This is a genomic window from Aliiglaciecola lipolytica E3 (genome assembly GCF_000314975.1).
In the GTDB taxonomy this organism is placed as follows: Bacteria; Pseudomonadota; Gammaproteobacteria; order Enterobacterales; family Alteromonadaceae; genus Aliiglaciecola; species Aliiglaciecola lipolytica.
This window is the reverse complement of sequence record NZ_BAEN01000070.1, coordinates 23974-47390: the sequence shown is the minus strand read 5'-3', so window position 1 is coordinate 47390 and position 23417 is coordinate 23974. Positions and strand designations below refer to the sequence as shown.

General features: G+C 41.0%; 16 protein-coding genes. 11 read left to right on the top strand and 5 right to left on the bottom strand.

What is annotated here, in order from left to right:
- On the bottom strand, nucleotides 1-480 hold a 480-nt coding region (locus tag GLIP_RS18545), incomplete at its 3' end, for a glycoside hydrolase family 16 protein (protein WP_040523599.1).
- 407 nt (nucleotides 481-887) lie between these two features.
- Between GLIP_RS18545 and GLIP_RS18540 the strand changes: the two genes are divergently transcribed.
- Both GLIP_RS18540 and GLIP_RS18535 read left to right on the top strand, forming a co-directional pair.
- The gene (locus GLIP_RS18540; RefSeq protein WP_153886376.1) at nucleotides 888-2273 is read left to right on the top strand and encodes a malectin domain-containing carbohydrate-binding protein; all 1386 of its coding nucleotides are present in this window, start codon (nucleotides 888-890) and stop codon (nucleotides 2271-2273) included.
- Nucleotides 2274-2314: 41 nt separating this feature from the next.
- Complete coding sequence (locus tag GLIP_RS18535; protein ID WP_040523597.1) at nucleotides 2315-5764, top strand: hypothetical protein; 3450 nt, start codon at nucleotides 2315-2317, stop codon at nucleotides 5762-5764.
- Between the two features lie 176 nt (nucleotides 5765-5940).
- On the opposite strand, the gene GLIP_RS18530 is transcribed toward GLIP_RS18535, so the two are convergent.
- Nucleotides 5941-7512: a sugar porter family MFS transporter gene (locus GLIP_RS18530; protein ID WP_008846228.1), complete on the bottom strand. Its 1572-nt coding sequence runs from the start codon at nucleotides 7510-7512 to the stop codon at nucleotides 5941-5943.
- A gap of 202 nt (nucleotides 7513-7714) precedes the next feature.
- Here GLIP_RS18530 and GLIP_RS18525 point away from each other — a divergent pair, with 202 nt between their 5' ends.
- From GLIP_RS18525 to GLIP_RS18510, 4 genes are all read left to right on the top strand, one after another.
- The gene (locus GLIP_RS18525) at nucleotides 7715-8890 is read left to right on the top strand and encodes a sensor histidine kinase (protein WP_008846227.1); all 1176 of its coding nucleotides are present in this window, start codon (nucleotides 7715-7717) and stop codon (nucleotides 8888-8890) included.
- The gene (locus GLIP_RS18520; RefSeq protein WP_008846226.1) at nucleotides 8887-9705 is read left to right on the top strand and encodes a LytR/AlgR family response regulator transcription factor; all 819 of its coding nucleotides are present in this window, start codon (nucleotides 8887-8889) and stop codon (nucleotides 9703-9705) included. The genes GLIP_RS18525 and GLIP_RS18520 overlap by 4 nt, the downstream gene beginning before the upstream one ends.
- A gap of 194 nt (nucleotides 9706-9899) precedes the next feature.
- Nucleotides 9900-10940 (top strand): efflux RND transporter periplasmic adaptor subunit, encoded by a 1041-nt coding sequence (locus GLIP_RS18515; protein ID WP_040523596.1) that lies wholly within the window; start codon nucleotides 9900-9902, stop codon nucleotides 10938-10940.
- Complete coding sequence (locus tag GLIP_RS18510; protein ID WP_008846223.1) at nucleotides 10940-14044, top strand: efflux RND transporter permease subunit; 3105 nt, start codon at nucleotides 10940-10942, stop codon at nucleotides 14042-14044. The genes GLIP_RS18515 and GLIP_RS18510 overlap by 1 nt, the downstream gene beginning before the upstream one ends.
- A 79-nt stretch (nucleotides 14045-14123) precedes the next feature.
- On the opposite strand, the gene GLIP_RS18505 is transcribed toward GLIP_RS18510, so the two are convergent.
- Nucleotides 14124-14963 carry a DUF2797 domain-containing protein gene (locus GLIP_RS18505; RefSeq protein WP_040523595.1) on the bottom strand — a complete coding sequence of 280 codons (840 nt, stop codon included), beginning with the start codon at nucleotides 14961-14963 and terminating at the stop codon, nucleotides 14124-14126.
- 172 nt (nucleotides 14964-15135) lie between these two features.
- On the opposite strand from GLIP_RS18505, the gene GLIP_RS18500 reads away from it, so the two are divergent.
- The 3 genes from GLIP_RS18500 to GLIP_RS18490 all read left to right on the top strand — a co-directional run bounded on the left by GLIP_RS18500 (nucleotide 15136) and on the right by GLIP_RS18490 (nucleotide 20107).
- A complete protein-coding gene (locus tag GLIP_RS18500) occupies nucleotides 15136-15609 on the top strand; it encodes a SixA phosphatase family protein (protein ID WP_008846221.1) in 474 nt (157 codons plus the stop codon).
- Nucleotides 15610-15732: 123 nt separating this feature from the next.
- Nucleotides 15733-17628: a tetratricopeptide repeat-containing diguanylate cyclase gene (locus GLIP_RS18495; RefSeq protein WP_008846220.1), complete on the top strand. Its 1896-nt coding sequence runs from the start codon at nucleotides 15733-15735 to the stop codon at nucleotides 17626-17628.
- Nucleotides 17629-17734: 106 nt separating this feature from the next.
- On the top strand, nucleotides 17735-20107 hold the full coding sequence (locus tag GLIP_RS18490) for a DNA polymerase II (protein WP_008846219.1): 2373 nt from the start codon (nucleotides 17735-17737) through the stop codon (nucleotides 20105-20107).
- 60 nt (nucleotides 20108-20167) lie between these two features.
- On the opposite strand, the gene GLIP_RS18485 is transcribed toward GLIP_RS18490, so the two are convergent.
- Nucleotides 20168-20395, bottom strand: coding sequence for a YgaP family membrane protein (locus GLIP_RS18485; protein WP_008846218.1), 228 nt, complete (start codon nucleotides 20393-20395; stop codon nucleotides 20168-20170).
- Between the two features lie 212 nt (nucleotides 20396-20607).
- Here GLIP_RS18485 and GLIP_RS18480 point away from each other — a divergent pair, with 212 nt between their 5' ends.
- Complete coding sequence (locus tag GLIP_RS18480) at nucleotides 20608-20976, top strand: response regulator (RefSeq protein WP_008846217.1); 369 nt, start codon at nucleotides 20608-20610, stop codon at nucleotides 20974-20976.
- 52 nt (nucleotides 20977-21028) lie between these two features.
- The gene (locus GLIP_RS18475) at nucleotides 21029-22156 is read left to right on the top strand and encodes a MalY/PatB family protein (RefSeq protein WP_008846216.1); all 1128 of its coding nucleotides are present in this window, start codon (nucleotides 21029-21031) and stop codon (nucleotides 22154-22156) included.
- A gap of 18 nt (nucleotides 22157-22174) precedes the next feature.
- On the opposite strand, the gene GLIP_RS18470 is transcribed toward GLIP_RS18475, so the two are convergent.
- A complete protein-coding gene (locus GLIP_RS18470) occupies nucleotides 22175-23371 on the bottom strand; it encodes an Nramp family divalent metal transporter (RefSeq protein WP_008846215.1) in 1197 nt (398 codons plus the stop codon).
- Nucleotides 23372-23417 lie beyond the last annotated feature (46 nt).

The window sequence follows — 23417 nt, the reverse complement described above, 5'->3', positions numbered from 1 at the left end:
TGGCCATTCACCATAAACTTCGTCAGTAGGTAACATCCAAAACGCTGGCCAACTCCCTTGTCCTGAGGGCAACTTAGCCCGCATTTCAAAACGCCCATAGGTCCAATCACCTTTATACTTGGTTCTTAGTCTCGCCGAGGTGTAGGGTAACTCTGCACCTTCTTGTGCTGGCTTGGCAACAATATTTAGCATGCCATCCGCGACAAACGAATTTTCTGTTGAGTCGGTGTAACATTGTTGTTCATTGTTACCGCCACCATTACAGTTTACTTCGTGACTCCATTTCGATGAGTCGATACTATCGCCATCGAATTCATCGTTCCAAATCATTACCCAATCAGGAACTGGGGATTTAGTATCAACTGTTTTTAAATCTGTGTCTGAATTAGAACCGCCACAACCAGTCAACGAAAGGGCGATTGCTGCGCCTACTGATAGAGACAAGCTGCGCGTCGTGTGCTTAACGCTTTTGATTCTCATTATGTTCTCCGAAAACAAAACCTAAGTGATTTTGACTGGCTATTGACCTCATGCTTCTGCTTTATAAATAGCAGTGAATCATCAGGCGCCAAACCAGTTGTTAAATGTCTGTTTTAATTTGTAACACAAAGGTTAATGGAGGGGAGGCGAAAATCGATAAGGCGGGACTAATAGGAGATGGGACGGACTGAATGGGAAAATACACCTCTAATTAACCATCCTTTGAATCGCGTAATATTCTCTGTACTCCACGCAGCGTAAGGGGTTTCGCTATTTTGTGTCTTGTTGTTGCCTGTTTGCCGCAGGCTTGGTCCGCTTTACCTTGTTTACATTGCATGCCGAAGAAAAACGCATAAGGTGATATGAATTTTTGGAATGAATTAACGAATTTTCAACAAGGTAAGTTAATGCAAAACTATCTTTCGCATCGATTGACATTGTTAGTGCCATTTGTTTCTGCTGTGCTTTTTATATCAGCTTGTGTTGATAGCAATAGCAGGGTCAAATCGGCTCATCCGCAAACTGCTACAACTAAAGTGAACACCCCCTATTCAGAATCGATTGAATATGCAATTAATGTAGGTGGAGGGGATTATATTGGAAATGATGGTATTTCGTATCAAGCTGATGATCTCTCTAGTGAATCGCAAAAAGGCACATCAAAAGGAATAAAAGGAAGTCAGGATCCCTATTTGTATGAGTCATACCGAATTGGTGATATGGATTTACCGCTGGCGTTAGAAAATGGCATTTATGACGTCACCTTGAAGTTTGCTGAGCCTGCGAACTTAGATTCATCTAAGCGATTGTTCGATATCTTCATTGAGGACACAAAACACTTAAGTAATCTGGATATTATGCAAGCTAGAGATGGCAAACCATTGTCCGCTTTAGATCGCACAATACCCAATATAAAAGTGAACGATGGTGTACTTAATATTACGTTAAAAGGTCAACAAAAAGATCCTGTCTTACACGCAATAATAGTGCGCCGCAAACAACAGCCAACGACTGACTGGAAGTTAGTTTGGAGCGATGAGTTCAATTATGACGGGGCACCAGATGAGAATAAATGGAACTTTGATATTTGGCCTGCTCGAAAAGTTAACGATGAAGATCAAACCTACACTAACCGGACTAAAAATGTTCGGGTCGAAGACGGTGTGTTGATTATTGAAGCCCACAAAGAAAAGTATGCAAACGCAGAATATACTTCAGGCCGAATTCACTCAAAAGGAAAAGGTGATTTTCTGTATGGCAAAGCAGAAATTCGCGCTCGAATTCCTGCTGGACAAGGAACTTGGCCGGCAATTTGGATGCTACCAAGCGATGCGTTTAAATATGCCACCAAATGCGGCCCTGGTAACGATTGGCAAGGAAATGGTGAATGTGATGCCTGGCCGAATTCAGGTGAAATAGACATTATGGAATATGTAGGTTACGACCCGCACAACATTCATGGCACTGTGCATAACAAAGCCTACTACTGGGTAAACTGGGAACAGCGGAAAGCCAGCATAGATATCGGCGATGAAGTGAATCAAGAGTTCCAAACTTATTCTATTGAATGGGGACCTGAGCATATTCTTATCGCTTACAACAATACACCTTACTTCTTTTATGCAAACCAAGGTGAGGGTTGGGAGGCTTGGCCTTTCGATCATCCTTACCACATCATCTTAAATCTTGCGATTGGCGGAGGTTGGGGGCGTGCTGGTGGGCCAATCGATGACAGCATTTTTCCCGTTCGTTTGGAAGTCGATTACGTACGAGTTTACGAACTTAATCAGTAAGCTTGTCTTTTATGAATTTATACAACTCTGCAGCTAAATATATGAAAAATATTGAACAAAAATCCATTACTGGCAAATTCGTCAATTTAGACGGTGAGCGTTATTATAAAATTGAAAATGTTGATCAAATGCCAGCGTTCTTTATTAGTTTGGTATCTGACAGTGATCACTGGCTATTCGTGTCTTCTACGGGAGGCTTAACTGCAGGTCGGGTATCTCCCGAAACTGCTCTTTTCCCATATGTCACAGTGGATAAAATTCATGAAAGTAGTCATCACACAGGATGTAAAACCCTCTTTAGAATAACGGCAGATGAACACATTGTTGAGTGGGAACCGTTTAACTATTTGCGCGAACATAACTACGCCATTGAACGTAATATTTATAAAAATATATTGGGTAATAAAGTATGTTTTGAAGAAATAAATCACACTCTACAACTGGCATTTCGTTATACATGGGCGAGCAGTGACGAGTTTGGATTCTGTCGAACATGCGAATTTGAAAACCAAGGTAATCGCGACATTAACGTTGAAATGGTAGATGGTTTTCTAAATATTCTGCCAGCTGGAACGCCAAGGTTTACTCAATCACAATCCAGCAATCTGGTAGATGCATATAAGTTTACCGAGATAGATGAACAAACAGGGGTAGGCATTTTCACCTTATATTCAGGTATAACTGATCGCGCTGAACCAAGTGAATCGCTTCGCGCTAACGTAGTGTATTGTCTGGGATTAGATTACCAAAATATTTTGTTATCAGAATCCCAAATAGCGGATTTCAAACGTCAGCAAACAATTACTGCTAGACCGTTTTACCGCGGGGTCCGCGGGGCATATTTAGTGAACAGTCAATTTGACCTGTTGGCAGCACAGCGTAAAAACTGGAAGTTGGTAGCAAATGTTGAATTAGATCAAAAACAAGTAACAGCATTGCTAGAAAGTATTCGAGAGCCGCAAACCTTTGATGCTAAGTTGCTAGATTCAATCGCTTCAGGAAGCGACGCCTTGGCTAAAATTATGGCGAGTAGCGATGGCTTTCAACAAACCAACGAAGAATTAGTTACGGTGCATCATTATGCCAACACCTTATTTAATGTGTTACGAGGTGGTATTTTTAAAGACCAATATAAAATTAATCGCGATGATTTTATAAAAACGATAAAGACGTTTAACCAAAAGGTTTATCTAGCAAACAAAGATGTCCTGTCGAGTTTGGCAAGTACCATTTCAGTACAGACACTTTTAAATAAAGTGAGTCAGTTGGATGACATTCAATTGCAGCGCTTGGCGTTCGAATATTTGCCGGTTACGTTTGGTCGACGTCATGGTGACCCGAGTCGGCCTTGGAATCAATTTGCAATTAATTTGAAGGATAAACAAGGTAACCCGTTACTGTCATACCAAGGTAATTGGCGAGACATTTTCCAAAACTGGGAATCCTTAACTTTTAGTTATCCTGAATTTATAGAAAGTGTGGTCGCCAAGTTCCTTAACGCATCTACGATGGATGGTTATAACCCCTACAGAATTACTAAGCAGGGGATCGACTGGGAAGTGGAAGAGCCCGATGATCCTTGGAGTTATATCGGCTATTGGGGCGACCACCAAATCATCTATTTATTGAAAATGTTGGAGCTATCGAATCAGTTTCACCCTGAAAAACTGCACCAAATGTTACGTCTACCCATATTTAGTTATGCCAACGTGCCTTATCGAATCAAAAACTTCGACGCGTTGTTAGCCAATGCGAAAGATACGGTTACCTATGATAATGAACTAGCCAACCAAATTGAGAAACGCGTTAAGCAGATGGGTTCTGACGGCAAACTTGTGCTGGACCAGAAAGGTGATGTGTATCAAGTTAACTTACTTGAAAAACTTCTAGTACCTTTGTTAAGTAAGCTCAGCAATTTGGTTATTGATGGCGGCATTTGGCTCAATACCCAACGACCTGAATGGAACGACGCTAACAATGCATTAGTTGGGCAAGGTTTATCTATGGTGACCTTGTATTACATGCGTCGCTATTTGCACTTTTTCAGAGCGCTGTTAGCCGAGCAGCAGCAGGATTTTGACTTGTCTTTAGAAGTCAGCCAGTGGTTACATGATACCAGTATTGTGTTAAGTGATATCGCTTCTCATATTTCAAATGGAGACATATCTCCTTCAATGCGTTTTGAATTAATGCAGCAATTAGGAAAAGCGGGTGAAGCATATCGCACGAAAGTTTACCAACTAGAAGGTTTTTCAGCTAAAACAGAGCAATCTATCGATCAAGTTAACAGATTAATTAATGATGCTTTGGTTGCGGTGGATCATTGCATTCAAAGTAATCGTGACGATAACGGCTTGTATCATGCTTATAACTTACTCGAATTGAAACAAAAAAGCACTGATGTTGCTCATCTTTATCCTATGTTAGAAGGGCAGGTTGCTGCATTAAGCAGCGGTGCGATTAAGGGCGAAGAAGCGATTAATGTACTAGAAGCACTGTTTGCATCGGATGTTTACCGCGCTGACCAGCAAACGTTTATGTTGTATCCAGATAGAACGCAAACACGCTTTTTAGATAAAAATTGCGTGCCTCAAGGCGCATTAGATAGTTTATCTGTCTGTCAGCAAATGCTTTCCAATAAAGACGAACGCTTGATTATGCGAGATCAACGTGGCCAGTTGCGATTTAATGCAGATTTAAAAAATGCCAACGATGTCGCAGCCTTGCTTGATGATCTGAGTGAAGACTATGGCGAGCAAATTTCACAGCAGGCCTCATCGATTTTAGCAATTTATGAAACTGTGTTTAAACATAGTGAATTTACCGGTAGATCCGGCGGCATGTTTGGTTTTGAGGGATTAGGCAGTATTTATTGGCATATGGTCTCAAAACTGCTTCTTGCAGTAAAAGAACAATTTTTCCAAGCGATTGACGATGAGCAAAGCGAACAGGTGATTCATCGTTTAGGTGAGTTATATTATCAAGTTCGCAAAGGTATTGGCTTTAATAAAACCCCTGAAGAATATGGCGCATTTCCTACCGATCCGTATTCACATACACCTAAGCATGCCGGGGCTCAGCAGCCAGGAATGACAGGGCAAGTCAAAGAAGAAATTCTTACGCGGTTTGCCGAATTGGGTTTGCATGTCAATAAAGGCCGCGTGTATTTCAACCCCGCATTATTGCGTGCGCAAGAGTTTACCAAAGAACCTACTCAATTCACTTATTTAGACGTGGATGGACAATGGCAAAAATTGCAACTTGCCAGCAATAGCATTGGGTTTACTTGGTGTCAGGTGCCATTTGTATATCACCTGAAGGAACAAGGCAATGCAGAAATAAGGCTAGATTTCGTGGATGGCGAAAGTGAAAACTTGCACCAAAATCAATTATCTGATGAACAAAGCCAGATGTTATTCAATCGCACAGGGCAAATTAGAAAAGTAGAACTAAGCGTAAGTAAACAGCATTTGTTTATTCACGAAAACTAATTTAGTTTCACAGGTTCATTATTTTAGAAGAGAAATGGAGTGTATTTGCACTCCATTTCTCTTTCTCTGTTCTGGGCAAAGGTAAGCGCCAACTCCTCCTACGATGTTAAAGGTACTTCGTTTCCTGTTGATTGGATAATCAGTAAATTATTTTGTAGAAAGCTAGTTATACGGCACTACCGCACTAACATTTCTTCCAATTCTTCCAAGGATTTACCTTTCGTTTCTGGTAGATAAACGATAATAATCGCCAAACCAATTAGTGCGAACAAGCCATAAAATGCGAAAGTGAACGTAGCCCCTAATGTGGCTAATTCCCATGGGAATACCAACTGTACTAAAAAACTAACCGCAGAATTAATAAGCCCTACAAACGAAATGGCAATTCCGCGAATTTGGTTAGGAAATAGTTCAGAAAATAGTACCCACATCACTGGGCCCAGAGAAATTGCAAAGCAAGCAACAAACCCTAATAAACTAGCAAGTACCCATTTTTGATCTACTTGAATCGCTGCAGCTATCAATTCAGATTCGAATCTTAGGGCGTCTTGAGAACCTAAATGCGTCACCAACGCAGCTTTAAATTCTAGGTCGTCTTGATAGGTCGTTTCAAGCAGTGCTGCTTGGCTATTATGATTAATTTCAACAGATAGTTTAGCTAAGCTGTCAGGTTCCAATTGGTAAGTGGCTTGGCCAAATTGAAACGCCATCATCCCCATGCAAATAGCGATTCCGGACACCCCAAACACTAACAATGCTTTACGGCCCACTTTGTCGATTAAAATGATAGCGAATATCGTAAATAGTAAATTAATTAAACCGACTAATACGGCTTGCATAAAGGATGCATCGGTGCCAAATCCACTTTGTTCAAAAATCATCGGTGCATAAAAGAATACGGCATTAATTCCGGTGATTTGTTGCAATATGGCAATGGAAATACCGACAATCATGACTAAGCGCATATTGGGTTTTAGTAATACCAAAAGAGAACGTTTTGGTTTGCTATCGTTTTTCTTCAAATCGGCATCTAAGTTCTTCAAGGTAAGTTGTAGTTCGGAGTCAGGTACTGTTTTTGATAGCACCTTTTTTGCTGCATCTAGTTTCCCTTTTAACACCAACCAGCGCGGGCTCTCAGGGACGAAATTGAGCGACAATAAGTACAATAATGCTGGGATGGCTTCTATGCCTAACATCCAACGCCAGTTCCATTGCTGAATGTTCCAACTATCTTGTTCAGCCAGGGTCGACGCTCCTAGCTGTAAAATTAAGTAATTTGTAAAAAATGCAGCTGAAATGCCTATTACGATATTAAGTTGATTGAGCGAAACCAAGCGACCACGATATTTTGCTGGGGCTATTTCTGCTATGTACATAGGGGCGATTATTAATGCAGCTCCGACCCCAAATCCGCCTAACATTCTGGCTAATACTAAAATTAAAAAACTCGGTGCGACAGCAGATAAAATCGCTGATAGCAGAAACAGAAATGCTGCGATTTTTAACACTCGTTTACGGCCATATTTATCAGAAAGCGGGCCTGAAATCATCATCGATAATGTGGCTGTCAGCGTGAGTGACGCTACTGCCCAGCCTAATTGTAATTTACTTAAATTAAATTCAGGCTCGATAAATTTAACCACCCCAGAGATGACAGACGCATCGAAGCCCATTAAAAACCCACCTAATGCAGCAATCAATGAAATAAAGGCAACATAAAATAGTGAAAACGATGTTTGAGGTGTCATAAATTAAGCTCGAGTTTAAGGAGGAACAGCAAGAGTATTTATAAAGCGAAATACCCACTAATTATTCAATCACGTTAACGTATTTTTTACTTTTAATGCTAATTTTACGCTAAAGTGGTTCAGGGCTGCGGTGGAGCGGACAGCAAAACTAGCAGATAGATCAGCCCGAATGTTATATTGGTCTATCGTGGTAAGGTTAATTATGTTTGAAAGAATAATCGATTTAACAAAGCGTTTTATTTCTACTCAGCCTTCTCGAAAGTTTTGGCTGTGGCAAATTGGTTTCTGGTTGTTTGTAAGTGTCATGAGTTTCGCTGTATTGACACTTTGGTACGGACCATTTGCTTGGCAGCACATACTGCATATCGTATTACAGGCGATTCTTGGTTTAGTCCTATCGTTGGTGCTGTATTGGGTATTCATGCATATTTGGGACAAGAGCACCCGTTCACGGGCGGTGCTGGGTTTCTTCGCTGTCATGACGGTATCTTTTATTTGGACCTTGGCTCGAGTCTATGCATTCGTGTCTTTAACCGGAGATGACACTGAATGGGCCCAGTTCGGCGGATGGCATTTTGCCAGTATTTTTATCTTTTTGTGCTGGGCGGGACTATTTCATGGTATTCGATATTATGACCTATTACAGACTGAGCACGTCATTCTTTTACAAGCTGAATCTGAAGCTAAAGAAGAGCAACTAAAACGGATGAAAGCACAGAGCGTGGCCAGAGACGCACAACTTAAAATGCTACGTTATCAGTTGAACCCTCACTTTTTATGTAACACCCTAAATGCCATAAATTCGTTGGTTGAAAGCAATGAAACAGTCAAAGCGCAAAAGATGACAGTGCAGCTGAGTAAGTTTTTACGTTATTCACTGGATAATAATCCGGATACTAAAATTTCTTTAGAAACGGAAGTAAACGCCTTAAACCTATATTTGGAAATCGAAAAAACACGATTTGAAGATCGACTCAAGTTAGATTTCGAAATAACACCTGAAGCACGCATGGCTCTTCTACCTAGCCTTCTACTACAACCTATTATCGAAAACTCCATGAAACATGCTATTGCTCAAAGCGAATCAGGCGGCACTATCGAGTTTCGAGCTGACGTCGTGGGGGCGAGATTAGTCCTACAATTGAGTGATACTGGATCAGGGGCGAAAATCGCCAAAAGTAAGTTAAAAAGTTCAACTGGCCGTGGTGTGGGTTTGCGAAATACCGACGAACGATTAAAAGCACTTTATTCCAATGATTATACGATGGACATCACATTATTGCCCTCGGGTGGTTTAAAAACCATTATTAACATTCCTTGTGAATACAATTTAGCGGATAAAGTGGAAAGTACAATTACCAAGGAAAGATTGGCATGAACAAAATAAGAGCCGTTATTGTTGATGATGAACCTTTGGCCCTCAATGTGCTGCGAGCAAAGCTGAATGATTTAGAACAGGTAGAGATTATCGGTGAAGGTAAAAATGGTAGACAAGCCATTGAATTAATCGTCGACTTAAACCCAGATTTGGTATTTTTGGATATTCAAATGCCCGGCCTAAACGGCTTTGATGTCGTTAAAAATTTACAAAGTGAATTGGTTCCGTTGATTGTGTTTACTACCGCATATGAGCAGTATGCGTTAGATGCGTTTGATGTGCACGCTGTAGACTATATTTTAAAACCTATTGATGCAGAACGAATTCAAAGAGCGGTAGAGCGTGCGCAAGAGCGCATGGCGGCCAGCGAACAAACAGATAATAAGCCGCCAATTATCGGTGCTATCGATACAATCAGTCGTAAAGAAAATGCATTACAACTCGATGAAGACCTTAATCAGCATTCGGCAAATAACAACTTAGAACGAAAGATTGTTATTAAAGAGCGTGATGAGATTACCGTGCTTAAACAAACGGATATTGAATGGGTCGATGCCGCAGGAGACTATGTGTGCTTACATGCTGAAGGGGAAACGCATATTAAACGCATCACCTTAAAAGAACTACTAGAAGAGCTTGATGATTCAGTATTTAAACGCGTTCATCGTTCTACTATTGTTAATCTTAACTTTATTGAAAAAGTCATTCCCCATACTAAGGGCGAGTTTTTTCTGGAATTACAAGGAGGAGTAGAACGGATTAAAGTGAGTCGAAACTATAAAGAGTCTATCCGCAGTTTTCTTTCAGAAAAATAATACACCGGCATTGATTAATCTACACTATTCTATGACTGTAAAATCGACCAATGCCTATAATTTTGCGTTGTGCTGAGTTGCGTTAAATAAATTGTAATGCTTACATAACACTCCAATGATTACGGTCATCGTCACTTAATCTAATTAGCAAATATTTTCGTACCACTTCATAAACACTAAACGGTTGATACTGCATGAAATACCACTCTAAGGCTTGGCTATCTATCTTTGTATTAATGACATTTTGTCGCATCCATGCCGCCAACGCTCAACAGTTTGGGCAACAAGGGCCGACAGAAGTCATTACTAATAAAGTGAATTTAGATTCCCAAAAAACCAGTGTTGAAGCGGTAGGATCAGCAGAAGCAGTAAAGTCGGTAGACATATTTCCAGCCGCAGCCGATAGAGTTGTATCGGTAAACTTCGTACCTGGACAAAAAGTGACTAAAGGTCAGGTATTGTTAGAGCTTGATTCACGTCGTCAAAAAGCAGCATTGCAACGCGCTAAAATTCAACTTGCAGATGCAACCCGAAATTTAACTCGACTACAACAAAGTAGCAGCAAAGGTGCAGTTACCGAGAGTGCACTGGATGTTGCGTCAACCGCAAAAGAGCTGGCGCAAATGGATGTGATTGACGCTGAAATTGAATTGCAAGACAGAATGGTATTAGCACCATTTACGGGTTACGTAGGGCTTACCGATGTTGAAGTCGGGGATCGTATTACTTTGCAAACGTTAATCACCACGTTAGACGATCGTAGTCAGCTGTTTATCAATTTCAGAGCGCCAGAATCTGCCGCTAACACGCTTAACCAAAATAGTATCGTAACTGTACAACCTTGGACTAATCGTGACACTACGTTAGAGGCCAATATCGCTCAATTAGATTCCAGAATAAGTAATACGGATAGGACGATTTTAGCTCGTGCTATTTTAGATAACCAAAATGATAGCTACAGACCCGGGATGAGTTTTAGAGTCAATATTAGTGTATTAGGACAAAACTTTCCGGTTGTGCCTGAATCAGGGCTTTCCTGGGGCGCAACGGGTGCATATATATGGAAAGTCGTAGATGACAAAGCCGTAAAAGTGGACGTGCAAATTAAGCAACGTATGCGCGGCTTTCTCTTGGTCGAAGGTGACATAAATGCTGGCGATCAGTTAATTGTGGAAGGCATACAAAGGTTAAGACCAGGGCAAGCAGTTGACGTCAGGGCTCAGGAGGCAGACTAATGAGTTCACCCACCCATCATCAACAAGATTTACCTTCGTTATCGGTGCGAAGACCCGTTCTAATTGTTGTGATCAACTTGCTAATTATGATCGCGGGTATTGCTGCGTTAAGCGGATTAGAAGTCAGGGAATTACCGGATGTCGACCGTCCGCGCCTCACCGTCACCGCTAGTTATCCTGGAGGTTCACCAGAAACCGTTGATATGGAAGTAACCAGTCGACTAGAAGGGGCTATTGCACGAGTAAGTGGTGTTGATTCGATCAGAGCGCAAAGTGAAGAAGGAAATTCACGCACCGTAGTTGAGTTTCGTCCGGGAGTCAATTTAGAAGATGCAGCTAACGAAACCCGTGAGGCCGTTAGTCGTGTACAAAGAGAGCTACCTGATGAGGTGGAACGGCTATCTATCATTAAAGCGGATAATGATGCAGAAGCAGTTGTGAATTTAGCGGTTTCCAGTGACAGCATGAGCACAGAAGCCTTAACTGAAATGGTGGAAACTGATTTAGCGCCGATGTTTTTGAGCATACCAGGTGTGGCTGATGTTCGACTCAATGGTGACCGCGAGCGAGTCCTGCGAGTGACAATTGATCCGCTGCGACTGACGAGTTTTGGATTGTCTGTTACTGATGTTTCAGATGCACTTAAACTGGCACCCTTTGATGTTCCAGCAGGAAGTCTTAGATCAACTGATCAAACCTTGATAGTGCGCGCAGATGCGACTTCGGTTACCACTGATGAAGTTGAAAATATTGTGATACGCGGCGACACGCGTGTTGGCGACGTAGCCAGCGTATACTTTGGCCCAGCGGATGCTTCAAGTTTAGTTCGCTTAGATGGGACGCCAGTCATCGGCTTAGGCGTATTGCGACAGGCAAGTTCCAATACCATCGAAATCTCTGACGAAGTGCTGAAAATGGTCAAGCAGCAACAACTGCGCTTTCCTGAGTTAGATATTACCGTCACGTCCGATGATGCCGAATTTATTCGAGGCTCGGTAGAAGAAGTGATTACTTCTTTAACCTTTACCATAGGGCTAGTGGTTTTGACTCTGTGGGTATTTATCGGTTCAGGTAGGGCTACCATCGTACCTGCGTTAGCTATTCCCGTATCCTTGGTAGGTGGATTGGCGGTGATGTGGATGCTCGGATTTTCCATAAATATCCTCACCTTGTTGGCGCTGGTGTTGGCGACAGGGTTAATTGTTGATGATGCGATCGTCGTATCTGAAAACATTCAACGTCGTCGCTCTTTGGGGCTAGGGGCTCGAGCGGCGGCGGTTATCGGAAGTCGAGAAGTGTTTTTTGCCGTTGTGGCGACCACAGCGGTGTTAGCTGCAGTATTTATTCCCATTGCCTTTTTACCATCTACCGCCGGGCGCTTATTTCGCGAATTTGGAGGCGTGTTGGCAAGCTCAGTGATTATCTCATCGTTTGTCGCTTTGTCACTAGTGCCAGCGTTAACCGCGCGTTTACCTCTTAAGAAAAATCCAAAACACTTCTTAGGCAAGTTTGGAACCTGGTGTGGCAATGGATACGAACGCAGTTTGTCTTGGAGCTTACGATACGGTTGGTTGATCGTGCTCTTGTCATTGGCTGCTGCTGGCTACGCGAGTTATCTATATCAGTCTCTAGATAATGAATTGCTGCCCAGTGAAGATCGCGGAAATATTCGTATTTTTGCCCGTGGGCCCGATGGTGTAGGCGTTAACTTTATGGATCGACAAGCCATGCAGATGGAAAACGCACTGATGCCGTTTGTTGAAGAAGGTGAAATTAAATCAATTTTAACGATTGTTGGAAGATGGGACCCGAATATTGTTTTTATCACTGTTCCATTAGTTCCTTGGGATGAACGGAGACAATCCCAGCAAGAAATTATTGATCAACTGCAACCTAAAATTAATTCGATTCCCGGAGCGCCCGGGCGTGCATTCGGTTCAAATAGTTTGAATTTACGAGGCCAAGGTGGGGGCTTAGAGTTGGCTCTAACCGGCGAAGATTATGCTCAAATTTATCAAGCGGCGTTGGACTTTAAAGCCAAAGTTGAAGAACAGCTTTCGGGGTTTGGTAATATTCAAATTTCCTATCAGCCGACACAGCCGCAATTGCGAGTGAATATTGATCGTCGTCGTGCTGAGGAGTTGGGTGTTTCTTTTGCAGATATATCAACCACATTGAGAGCGGCAATAAATGGTGATGATGTTGCTGATTTAAACGTGGGCGATCAGGCTATTCCTATTATATTGCAAGCGTCGAATGCGAATTTGAGTAACCCATCAGATCTCACTAATCTCTATGTATCCTCCAGCACCGGGGGCTTAGTTCCGCTTTCCAGTTTGGCTTACATTACCGAAGAGGGAGTCGCTTCTGAATTAGAGCGACATGCGCAACGAAGAGCCATAGAAATCGAAATGGAACTTATCGATGAGTCCTCTATGCAAGCGTCAGTAGAAAGTATTCGGCAGTTGGCTCAAGACACTTTACCTCCGGGAATTGGCTTAGTTTTCTTAGGAGAAGCAAAAACCTTTGAGGAAACATCACAGCAGGTACTAATGACCTATGTCTTAGCGTTTATTATTGTTCTGTTAGTGTTAGCTGCACAGTTTGAGAGTGTTAATAGTGCGATAGTGGTAATTTTAACCGTGCCATTCGGTATAGCCGCCGCGCTTTTTGCCCTGTACTTAACAGGTATCTCGATTAATATTTATTCGCAGATTGGACTTGTAATGCTAATAGGCTTGTTGGCTAAAAATAGTATCTTATTGGTTGAGTTTGCCGACCAAATGCGCGACCAAGGATATAGTGTGAAAAACGCTATTGTAGAGGCCGGTAAGGTTAGATTACGTCCTATTATGATGACGTTAGTTTCAACTATTCTTGGTGGCCTACCATTGATTTTATCAACCGGAGCGGGCGCTGAAGCACGTAACTCCATAGGTTGGGTAGTCTTCGGTGGTTTAGGTATTGCAGTAGTATTTACACTTTATTTGACGCCGGTGTTGTATTTGGGGCTGGCCAGATTTACTAAGCCCAGAGCAGATGAAGCCAAACGTTTAGACGAGGAGCTAGACAAGGCGAGTGAAGCTGGGTTGTCTGTCGAGTAACCTTCAATCGATTTAATTCGATGGACTGGATGATTCGTTTTAACCTGCGTTCATCCAGTTCACACTTTGGCAAATGATTTTAATCTGTAGTGATCTCTAAGTGATAACCTGCATATTTGCGCATGTTGATGACACGATCGTTATCAAGCATCCAATATTGCCCTTTGATGCCATTTAACTTGCCTTCGAATTGCCCCTCTTTTTCAAGATTAATTGATTTTATTTTAGTTGGGTATTTTGACACCGGATATTGAATATCAATCACTGGCATGTCGACTAAATTGACCGCCTGAATTCCATGTTCTGAGCCAATTTGGTCTAATTCCATCTCCACTAAACCAAACAAATGCTCACGCATGGCGATTAAATCAGCTTGTACTGGCTGTTCTTTTAACATGGTTCGCCAATTTGTTTTATCCGCGATATGTTGCTTAATGACACTTTCTGCCAATCCACTAACTAATCTGTTTTTAACTCGCAGAATCGGAACTGCCTGAGTAGCCCCCTGATCTATCCAGCGGCTGGAAACACCATCGCTCACGTGGCGCGTGATACCTACTTTTAGGGTGCCAGTGTTGGCCAAATACACAAAGTGATCATTCATGCAGTTTTCTTCGCCCCATTGAGGCTCGCGACATGTACCTTGGTGATAATGGCAGGTTTCTGGCCTGATGATACATGTATCACATTGAGCTAGTTTCATTAGGCAGCGATAACAATACCCCTGATTAAAGCTCTTTTTGGTTTTTGTGCCGCAATGTACACAATTTATAATACCGGTAAAATTCACTTGCACAGAGCTACCAATTAATGGATTCATGTTGATTAGTTCATCACCAATAGGTAATCGATATTCAACGAGTGAGCCTGTTTCAGCAGCTCCACGCATTTTGCGAATATTTCCTGTGTATGTTGGCATTATATTTCTACTTCTTTTTTAGTTCTTGGGCGTTAACTATCCCAGTTTATTAATACTTAGTCTAAGTGCTTTGCTAAGAATGCATTGTTCGCATCAAAAAGTGAACAGTTTTGATTTGACTTGCCTCACCTATATACTTGCACATTAGTCGATAACAATGTGGTGAAGAACAATGAAAAGCTGGATAATTTTAGCGCTGTTTTTGATACCTTTTGATAGTTATAGTTTTGAACTTTATCTGACAAGACATTTTGAAAAACAGGCCGATATCCCCAATCCCGAATTGACCGAACACGGTAAAAAAAGGGCCATTGCTTTAGCGGAATTTATTGCAGATAAAAATATTACCCATATTTACAGCACAGATTATTTAAGAACCAAGCAAACCGTTGAACCCGCGATACAGCAACTTGAACTCTCTATGTCACTCTATGATCCCAAGCAACTTGTTGATTTTGCGAGTGAATTATTATCAAAAAAGCAAACGGCATTAGTGGTTGGTCATAGTAATACCACACCTGAACTCATTTCACTATTAGGTGGTAAGGCAACAAAAATGACGGAAAATGATTATGGAGAGCTGTTTATTTTGCGGATATCTGGTTCCCATATTACAACTGACAAAATACTTATCGAAGCAAAGTGATCCACTAAAACTATTCCACGCAAACGATTGGAGACCATGGTATAAAAACACATAATGTTTTGTGCTTTTAATTAACTAGAATATGCATTCATTATTTGGGTGTCTTAATAATAAGGGATTTTTTTGACTCAGTGTAAGCAAGTATTCATAGCTTTTTGGGCACTTTGGATAGTGAGTCTATCTGCTATGGCAGAGCCTATTTATGACTGGCAATCACCCTATGATGAGATGATTGAGCTATCAGCGAAATCGCCAACAGAAGTGCTAAACAGGTTATTGCAAAACGAGCCTTCAGAAACTCACGATAATTTAGCGATTGCACAATATCACTCAAGTTTAAGCATGGTTTATTATTTGTTGAGTTTCCCCAACGAATCTTTGCAACACGCACAAACAGCATTAACTTTCATCGATCCTAAAGCGCAGCCTTGGCTGTTTCACATGACTAAACTAAACGAAGCGCAAGCCTATGATATTTCGGGGAAACCGAGGAATGGGCTAGTGGGTAGTAACGCCGCTTTAGTATGGGCTGAGCTCAATAACAATACTAACTTGCTAGTATCTGCACTATATGTAAGAGGCATAATTCTTAACTCATTAGTGGATTATCAAGGAGCACTCAATGATTTGCAGCGTGCCTACGATTTAGCGCCTAAAAGTACTGTAATGAGTAGCGGTGATGTGGCCGGTATGCTTGCGTTGGTGTATGAATATCGTGGAGAAGATTCGCTATCAATTCCATTTTTTGAAGAAGCTGCCCAGTATCACCAGCAAAATGAAAACATTCTTGAATTAAGTATTGCTTTATATGGCTTGGGGCGCGCAAATAAAAATGTAGGTAATCGAGAACTAGGGCGATCTCAACTTGAGCAGTCGAAAGAATTCGCAGAGCAGGTAGGAGATGAGCAAGGGGTGGCTTACGCATTAAAAGAGTTAGCTGGAATCTCGTTATCCGAAAAAGATTTTGTTGGGGCTAAATTTAAACTACAGCGTGTGTTTGGCATTTTTGAAAAAAGCCAGAATGTTTATATGCTTTTAGACACCAATTTATCTCTATTGAAGGTTGCATTAGCCGAACACAACCCTACCAATGCGCGGCAATATTTACTGGCAGCCAAAACGTTTATCGACCCAGAAAACATGCCGATGCAAAACGTTGCTCTGGAAGAGATGCATGCCAAAGTATTAGCTTTAGAAGGTAAATACCAAGAAGCGTTTAATAAATTGGATGCCACAGTGGCGTGGAAACAACAGTTATTAAATCAGCAAAGTACTCAACAATTGCATAGTCTACGTTCTAAGTACGAAATTGACCTAAAAGAGCGGGAAAATAGGTTACTAGAGCAGCAAAACAAACTCCAACAAATTAGCCTTAATGACGTTGAAACGAAAAACTTACAATTACTTTTGCTGTTTGGCGCGACACTTATCATTTGTGGCTTATTGGTGGTTTTGGTGTATCGCACTATTCAAAATCGCTCAAAACTAGAACAACTCGCAAATATAGATAGTCTCACTGGATTGGCAAACCGTAGGAACGCTTTTGAATTGTTGCAAAAGCAAATTGAGTTAGCTAATCGTCATCATTTCCCGCTTTCTGTGGCGATCATCGATATTGATTTATTTAAGAAAATTAATGATACGTTTGGCCATGCTGGTGGTGACAAAGTCTTAAAAAGCTTTGGCAAACTTTGCCAAAATACTTTCAGACAGACCGATGTTATTGGCAGGATTGGAGGTGAAGAATTTATTATTGCATTACCTCACACATCACTTTTAGATGCTGAAAAAACGCTAAAAAGCTTATCTTTAAATGTTAAAAAGTTAATCGATTCAATTGATCTTGAAGGGCTTAGGTTGTCGATTTCTACTGGGTTAACCCAATACACTCCTGGTGAGCAACTAGAAAGCGTGATGGTACAGTGTGACCAAGCGTTATATCAGGCCAAACGAGGCGGCCGCGATAAAGTTGTGATTTTTGATGAACAAGACCCGTCGCTGCTACAACTAGAGCTTTAAGGTTCGAACTCAAATAATATTAAAATGGCACAGTTTGGACCAGGCTGTATAATAGCAACAAGAAAAATCTCGCCAATAAAACGTATGTTATGGAGTTCTCCTGCTTTTGCAAAATACCCCGCTAAAAGGATTCTTACTGACTCGTAATGCGATTGAAAAAAACGGACGTACTTACATAGAGTTTTGGTTAAGTACCCCAGACGGGCCTGTAAAAGTCACTACAGAGCAGCAAAATGCGGTTATGTTTATTGCATGGAAAGATGAACAAGCTGCATGTTCAGTGTTAAAGCATTCAAGCATCTCGGTTAAATCGACTCGGCTTAAATTAAAGACTTTTACCCAAGATCTAGTTTGTGCTCTGTATTTTACCACCACAAGCGCATTTTATCGGGCACGGGATATATTAAAGCAAGCAGGTATCACGTCATTTGAAAACGATATTCGACTTGCAGACCGTTATTTGATGGAGCGTTTTGTCTGTGGCGGAGCTTTTTTTACCGGCGATATTGAAACATCCGATCTTGACTCTAAAGCTTATATTGCAATGAAAAACGGCAGGCTCAAACCCACAGAGTACATCCCGAAATTGACACTATTGTCGTTAGATATTGAATGCAGTTTGGATGGCGAGCTGTATTCGGTAGGCCTTTCAAGCGCGGAATATAAAAAAGTCATAATGATCGGCAAGCCTCAGCACAGTGAAGAATGGATTGATTGGGTGGCCGATGAGAGAAGTCTTTTAGAAGGTCTTATTTCACATGTAATGGATTTCGATCCCGATTTAATCATTGGTTGGAATATCGTTAATTTTGACTTCAAGATATTGACCGAAAGAGCCAAAAAACTAAATATCAAATTGCGCCTTGGCAGAGACGGAAGCGAAGTCTACTGGCGAGAATCTCGAAATGATAGCAATCTGGCCTTTATGAGCATTGCAGGTCGGGTGGTGATTGATGGAATTGATAGTTTAAAAACAGCCACGTATCAATTTGACAGCTTTTCATTAGAAAATGTAGCCCAAACGTTGTTGGGAGAAGGTAAGGATACTCAAGACGTTGATAATCGAATAGCGGCCATTAGCCATGATTTCTTGCACAATAAGATGAAACTAGCGCGTTACAATTTACAAGATTGCCAATTAGTAGAACGAGTATTCGCTAAAACAAACTTAATCGATTATTTGTTACTTAGAAGCCAATTAACCGGATTAGAGTTGGATAAAATTGGTGGTTCGGTGGCGGCTTTTGTTAATCTCTATTTACCCAAATTACATCGTGCGGGTTATGTATCGCCTAATCGCCCAGTTAACGGAGGGTTAGCCAGTCCAGGCGGTTATGTCATGGACTCATTTCCAGGTCTATACAAAAATGTTTTAGTGCTTGATTTCAAGAGTCTATATCCATCTATCATTCGTACCTTCAAAATTGATCCTCTAGGACTTACCGAAGGTTTACTTGAACCGGATAATGCAATTCCCGGCTTTCGTGGAGCTTTGTTTTCCAGAGATAAGCATTTTCTTCCTGATATTATTTCGAGCTTGTGGGAGCAACGAGACCAAGCTAAAAAGCAACAGGATGCAGCACGCTCTCAAGCGATTAAAATAATCATGAATTCGTTTTATGGCGTTTTAGGGTCTGGAGGCTGTCCTTTTTATGACACCCGTTTAGCAAGTTCGATTACGTTGCGCGGCCATGAAATAATGCAAACAACAGCAGCATGGATCGAATCTAAAGGTTATAAAGTAATTTACGGTGATACAGATTCAACGTTTGTCTGGTTAGAAAATATCGACTCAATTGAACAATCTATGCAAATTGGCAAGCAACTTGAAAAAGAGATTAATCAATTATGGCGAGAAAAAATTCAACAGCAATTGGATCTGCCCTGTTTTTTAGAAATAGAATTTGAAACCTTATTTTCAACCTTTGTAATGCCCACAATCCGAGGCGCTGAAACGGGCAGTAAAAAGCGCTATGCCGGCTTGAAATACCAACCTAATAAACCTTCAGAATTGGTTTTTAAAGGGCTGGAAACGGTTCGTTCAGATTGGACCAAGCTGGCAAAAGAGTTTCAGCCTACTCTATATAGCATGGTTTTTGATAATCAGGATGTGAGTGCTTACTTGCTTGATGTGATAGCGAAAATAAGAAGTGGAGAATGCGATGAACAGCTTGTTTATCGGAAAAGACTACGCCAGCCGTTAGCTTTATATACCAAAAATGTTCCACCTCACGTAAAAGCGGCTCGAATAGCCGATGAGCAAAATACATTGCTGCAGCAACCGTTGCGTTATCAAAACAAAGGGTGGATAAGTTACGTCATTACCTTAGATGGCCCACAACCTATTGAGTACGTTACCTCTGAATTAGATTATGAGCATTATATTGATAAACAAATTCGACCCATTGCAGAAGGTATTTTGCCGTTTATAAATGTCTCTTTTGAAGACATAACCAGTGACCAACTTGGACTATTTTGATGTTTATTTTAACCAGCTGTTTCGTTTGTGTTTCAATTAATATCACTAACATTACCGTGTTTATTCTGGGTGATAAGAATCATCCTTAAAGTTGGGGTATGTGTCGATACCGAGTAATTTGTAAATGTAGCAAACCCCAAAACTGCTTGTGTAGAATAATGCGCCACCTATCACTGCTAATATTATACTTGCGGTAGTACCATAAAGTCCTTCAAATGCAATCGCTAACATGATCAATGCTAGAACTGAGCGAATCGCTGTATCTAAAATGCCCACATTTTGTTTCATATTTCTATCTCCTCAATCAATGTTGCTATTTTAGATTGGTACAAAAAAATATGACTTGATCTAAATCAATCTATAAACACGTTTGCTTATTGCGAATTTAAATTAGAAAATGGCAGAATGTGAATTGAACATTTGCTGTAAATTAGATGTTCAAGTGAGTTTGTTAAGAGTATATTAATTACCCAATATGTAGCGTTAAAAAGGTATGGTTGATGCGTAAAATACTTGTAATAGATGATGATCAGATTACCTTAGAATTATTGCAACACATTTTAGAAGAGTTTGTTGAAGGTGAGATTATCGCGATAAACAGTTCGGTAGAAGCAATTAACTATGTGGTCAAAAATGATTTAAGTGGTATTGATTTAGTCATTTGTGATTGGCAAATGCCCGAACATGATGGCATTACTGTATTGAAAATGGTGCGATCAAAAAATAAAGAAATCCCATTTTTAATGATAACCGGTACGGCCACAAGAGACTTGGTTATGTCAGCAAAAGAAGCAGGTGCTTCTGGTTTTATTGCAAAGCCATTTAAAAACCATGATTTAACAGAAAGAGTTGCCAGACTATTAAATTAACCTCTTTTTTATCTCCTCTTCTTCAGTTTTTACAATCGTTATAGGAACCCTCATGCAGTTTGATGACGTTATCGATAGATCCTCTACTTATTCATTCAAATGGGAGAAATACAAGGGCAAAGATATTTTGCCTATGTGGGTAGCTGATACCGAATTTGCCAGTCCTCAGGCTATACAGTTGGCACTTGCTGATCGTGTTAAACATGGTTTATTCGGTTATACACTACCAGCTCAATATGAACCGGCTAATCAAGCTGTACAACGCTGGTTAAAAGATAAATATGATTGGCAAATTGATCCCCAATGGATTGTATGGACACCGGGTGTTGTTCCAGCCTTCAATGTAGCCTGTAAAGCGTATTGCGAAGCCGGTGATTCAGTGATGATTCAAACACCTAACTACCCTCCGTTGCGAGCTGCACCGGGTATCAGTGGTCTAAAAACGATAGAAATTGCTAGTGTTGAAGTGGATGGTCGCTGGACCTTGGATTTTGATCAACTTGAAAAACAAGCAAGTGATCCTAAGTGCAAGTTATTCATTATCTGCAATCCAATGAACCCTGTGGGTTCGGTTTTGAATGAATCTGAATTACGTAGAATTAGCGAAATATGTAATAAATTTGACGTTAAGTTATGCTCAGATGAAATCCATTGCGACCTCATTCTTGATCAAACGCTAGCTCATTTGCCAGCAGGTAATTTCCCCGGTCTAGAAAATCACTCAATTACCTTAATGGCAGCCAGTAAAACCTTCAATGTTGCTGGTTTAGGTACTTCGTTTGCCATAATTCCCGATAACAAGCTGCGGTCAAAATTTGTTCTTGGCATGAGAGGGTTTATTCCTTGGGCAAATGTTATGGGGCTAGTAGCGACTGAGGCAGCGTTTACAAAGTGTGATGAATGGCACGCTGACTTACTTGATTATTTGCGTGGAAACTTAGCTTACATTGAACAAAAAATTGCGCAAATTGACGGTCTGCGCATGTTAAAAGTGGAGGCAACTTTTCTTGCATGGATTGATGCTAGTGGGTTGGGGCTAGATAATCCTCAAGCCTATTTTGAAAGTAAAGGTGTGGGTCCTTCACCAGGTGTGGATTTTGGTAACAAACAGTTTGTTAGAATCAACTTTGGTTGTCCAAGAAGTATGCTTGAAGAAGCATTTAAAAGACTAACTGCTTAATAGCGAGAAACAAAGTCGTCAGAAAAATAAGCTGACGACTTTATATAATCCCAATGTGGATACAAACGCGACAATTAAGCCACCAAACAGATTGGCTAAAAATCCATTTGTTTGATTTCCCATTAAGCTCTTATTGTTTAATGTCCAAATTAAAAATATTGCAATAACCGGTAACAGTAACCCGTTGGCTGCTTGGGCAAATAAAATTGCTGCCAGTGGTTTAATGCCGATGCTGGCAAATGTGATGCCAGCAAGCATTACGGTTATCCAGATAGTCTTAAATTTCTTATTTGAAAGATCAGGTTGCCAGCCAAGCGCGCCACTTACTGCATACGCCGCCGCCAACGGAGCTGTAATTGCGCTGGTAAGACCGGCAGAAAATAATCCTATAGCAAAGAAAATATTAGCGTAGTTACCTAACAAGGGTGTTAATTGTTGGCCTATATTGTGTGCTTGTACTTCAGTTTGCGTGGCAAAGAATGCAGTGGCAGCACAAGACAGAATTGACAAGGTGATGAATCCGCCAAGCCCAATCGATAACGTAGTATCGATACGGTTATTCTTCATTGCGGATGGAAGATCCTGATTATCCTGCCGGTTGTTAGCAACGATACTCGCATGCAAGAACAGGTTGTAGGGCACTACTGTGGTGCCAATCAAAGCGATAACCATTAAACTGCTACCACTAGGTAACGCAAACGAAAATGCACCTTTGAGAATCTCTATTAAATCTGGTCCAGCAATAAACATGGTCGCGATAAATACAGTCGACATGGTAAGCACTAAGCCGATAAGGGCTTTTTCAACTAACTTGTATTTTCCTGAGAGTAGTAATGCACTTGAAATTGCTGCAAGTAACCAAACCCAATGAACAAGTTTCCCTCCTGCCAAACCAGATAAACCAAGCGCTGCACCCGTTAAATTACCACCTTGATAAGCTGCATTTCCTATACCAATGGCACTAATTACCAAAAACACGGCTAACAATCTTTTGATACCTGAAAATTGTTCGGTGATTGCTTCCGCTAATCCTCGACCAGTGACTAATCCTAAACGCGATGCCATTTCTTGCAGAACAAATGTTGCGATAACCGAGAAAATTAATGCCCATACCAAAGCAAAACCGTAGTTTCCGCCTGCTAAAGTGGCAGTGGTTACCGTACCGGGTCCAATAAATGCGGCAGTAACTAATAGGGCAGGTCCAAATTTTTTCATGAGAATCAATACCTAACGATGACGTCCTAAAACGTTAGCAAGCTTA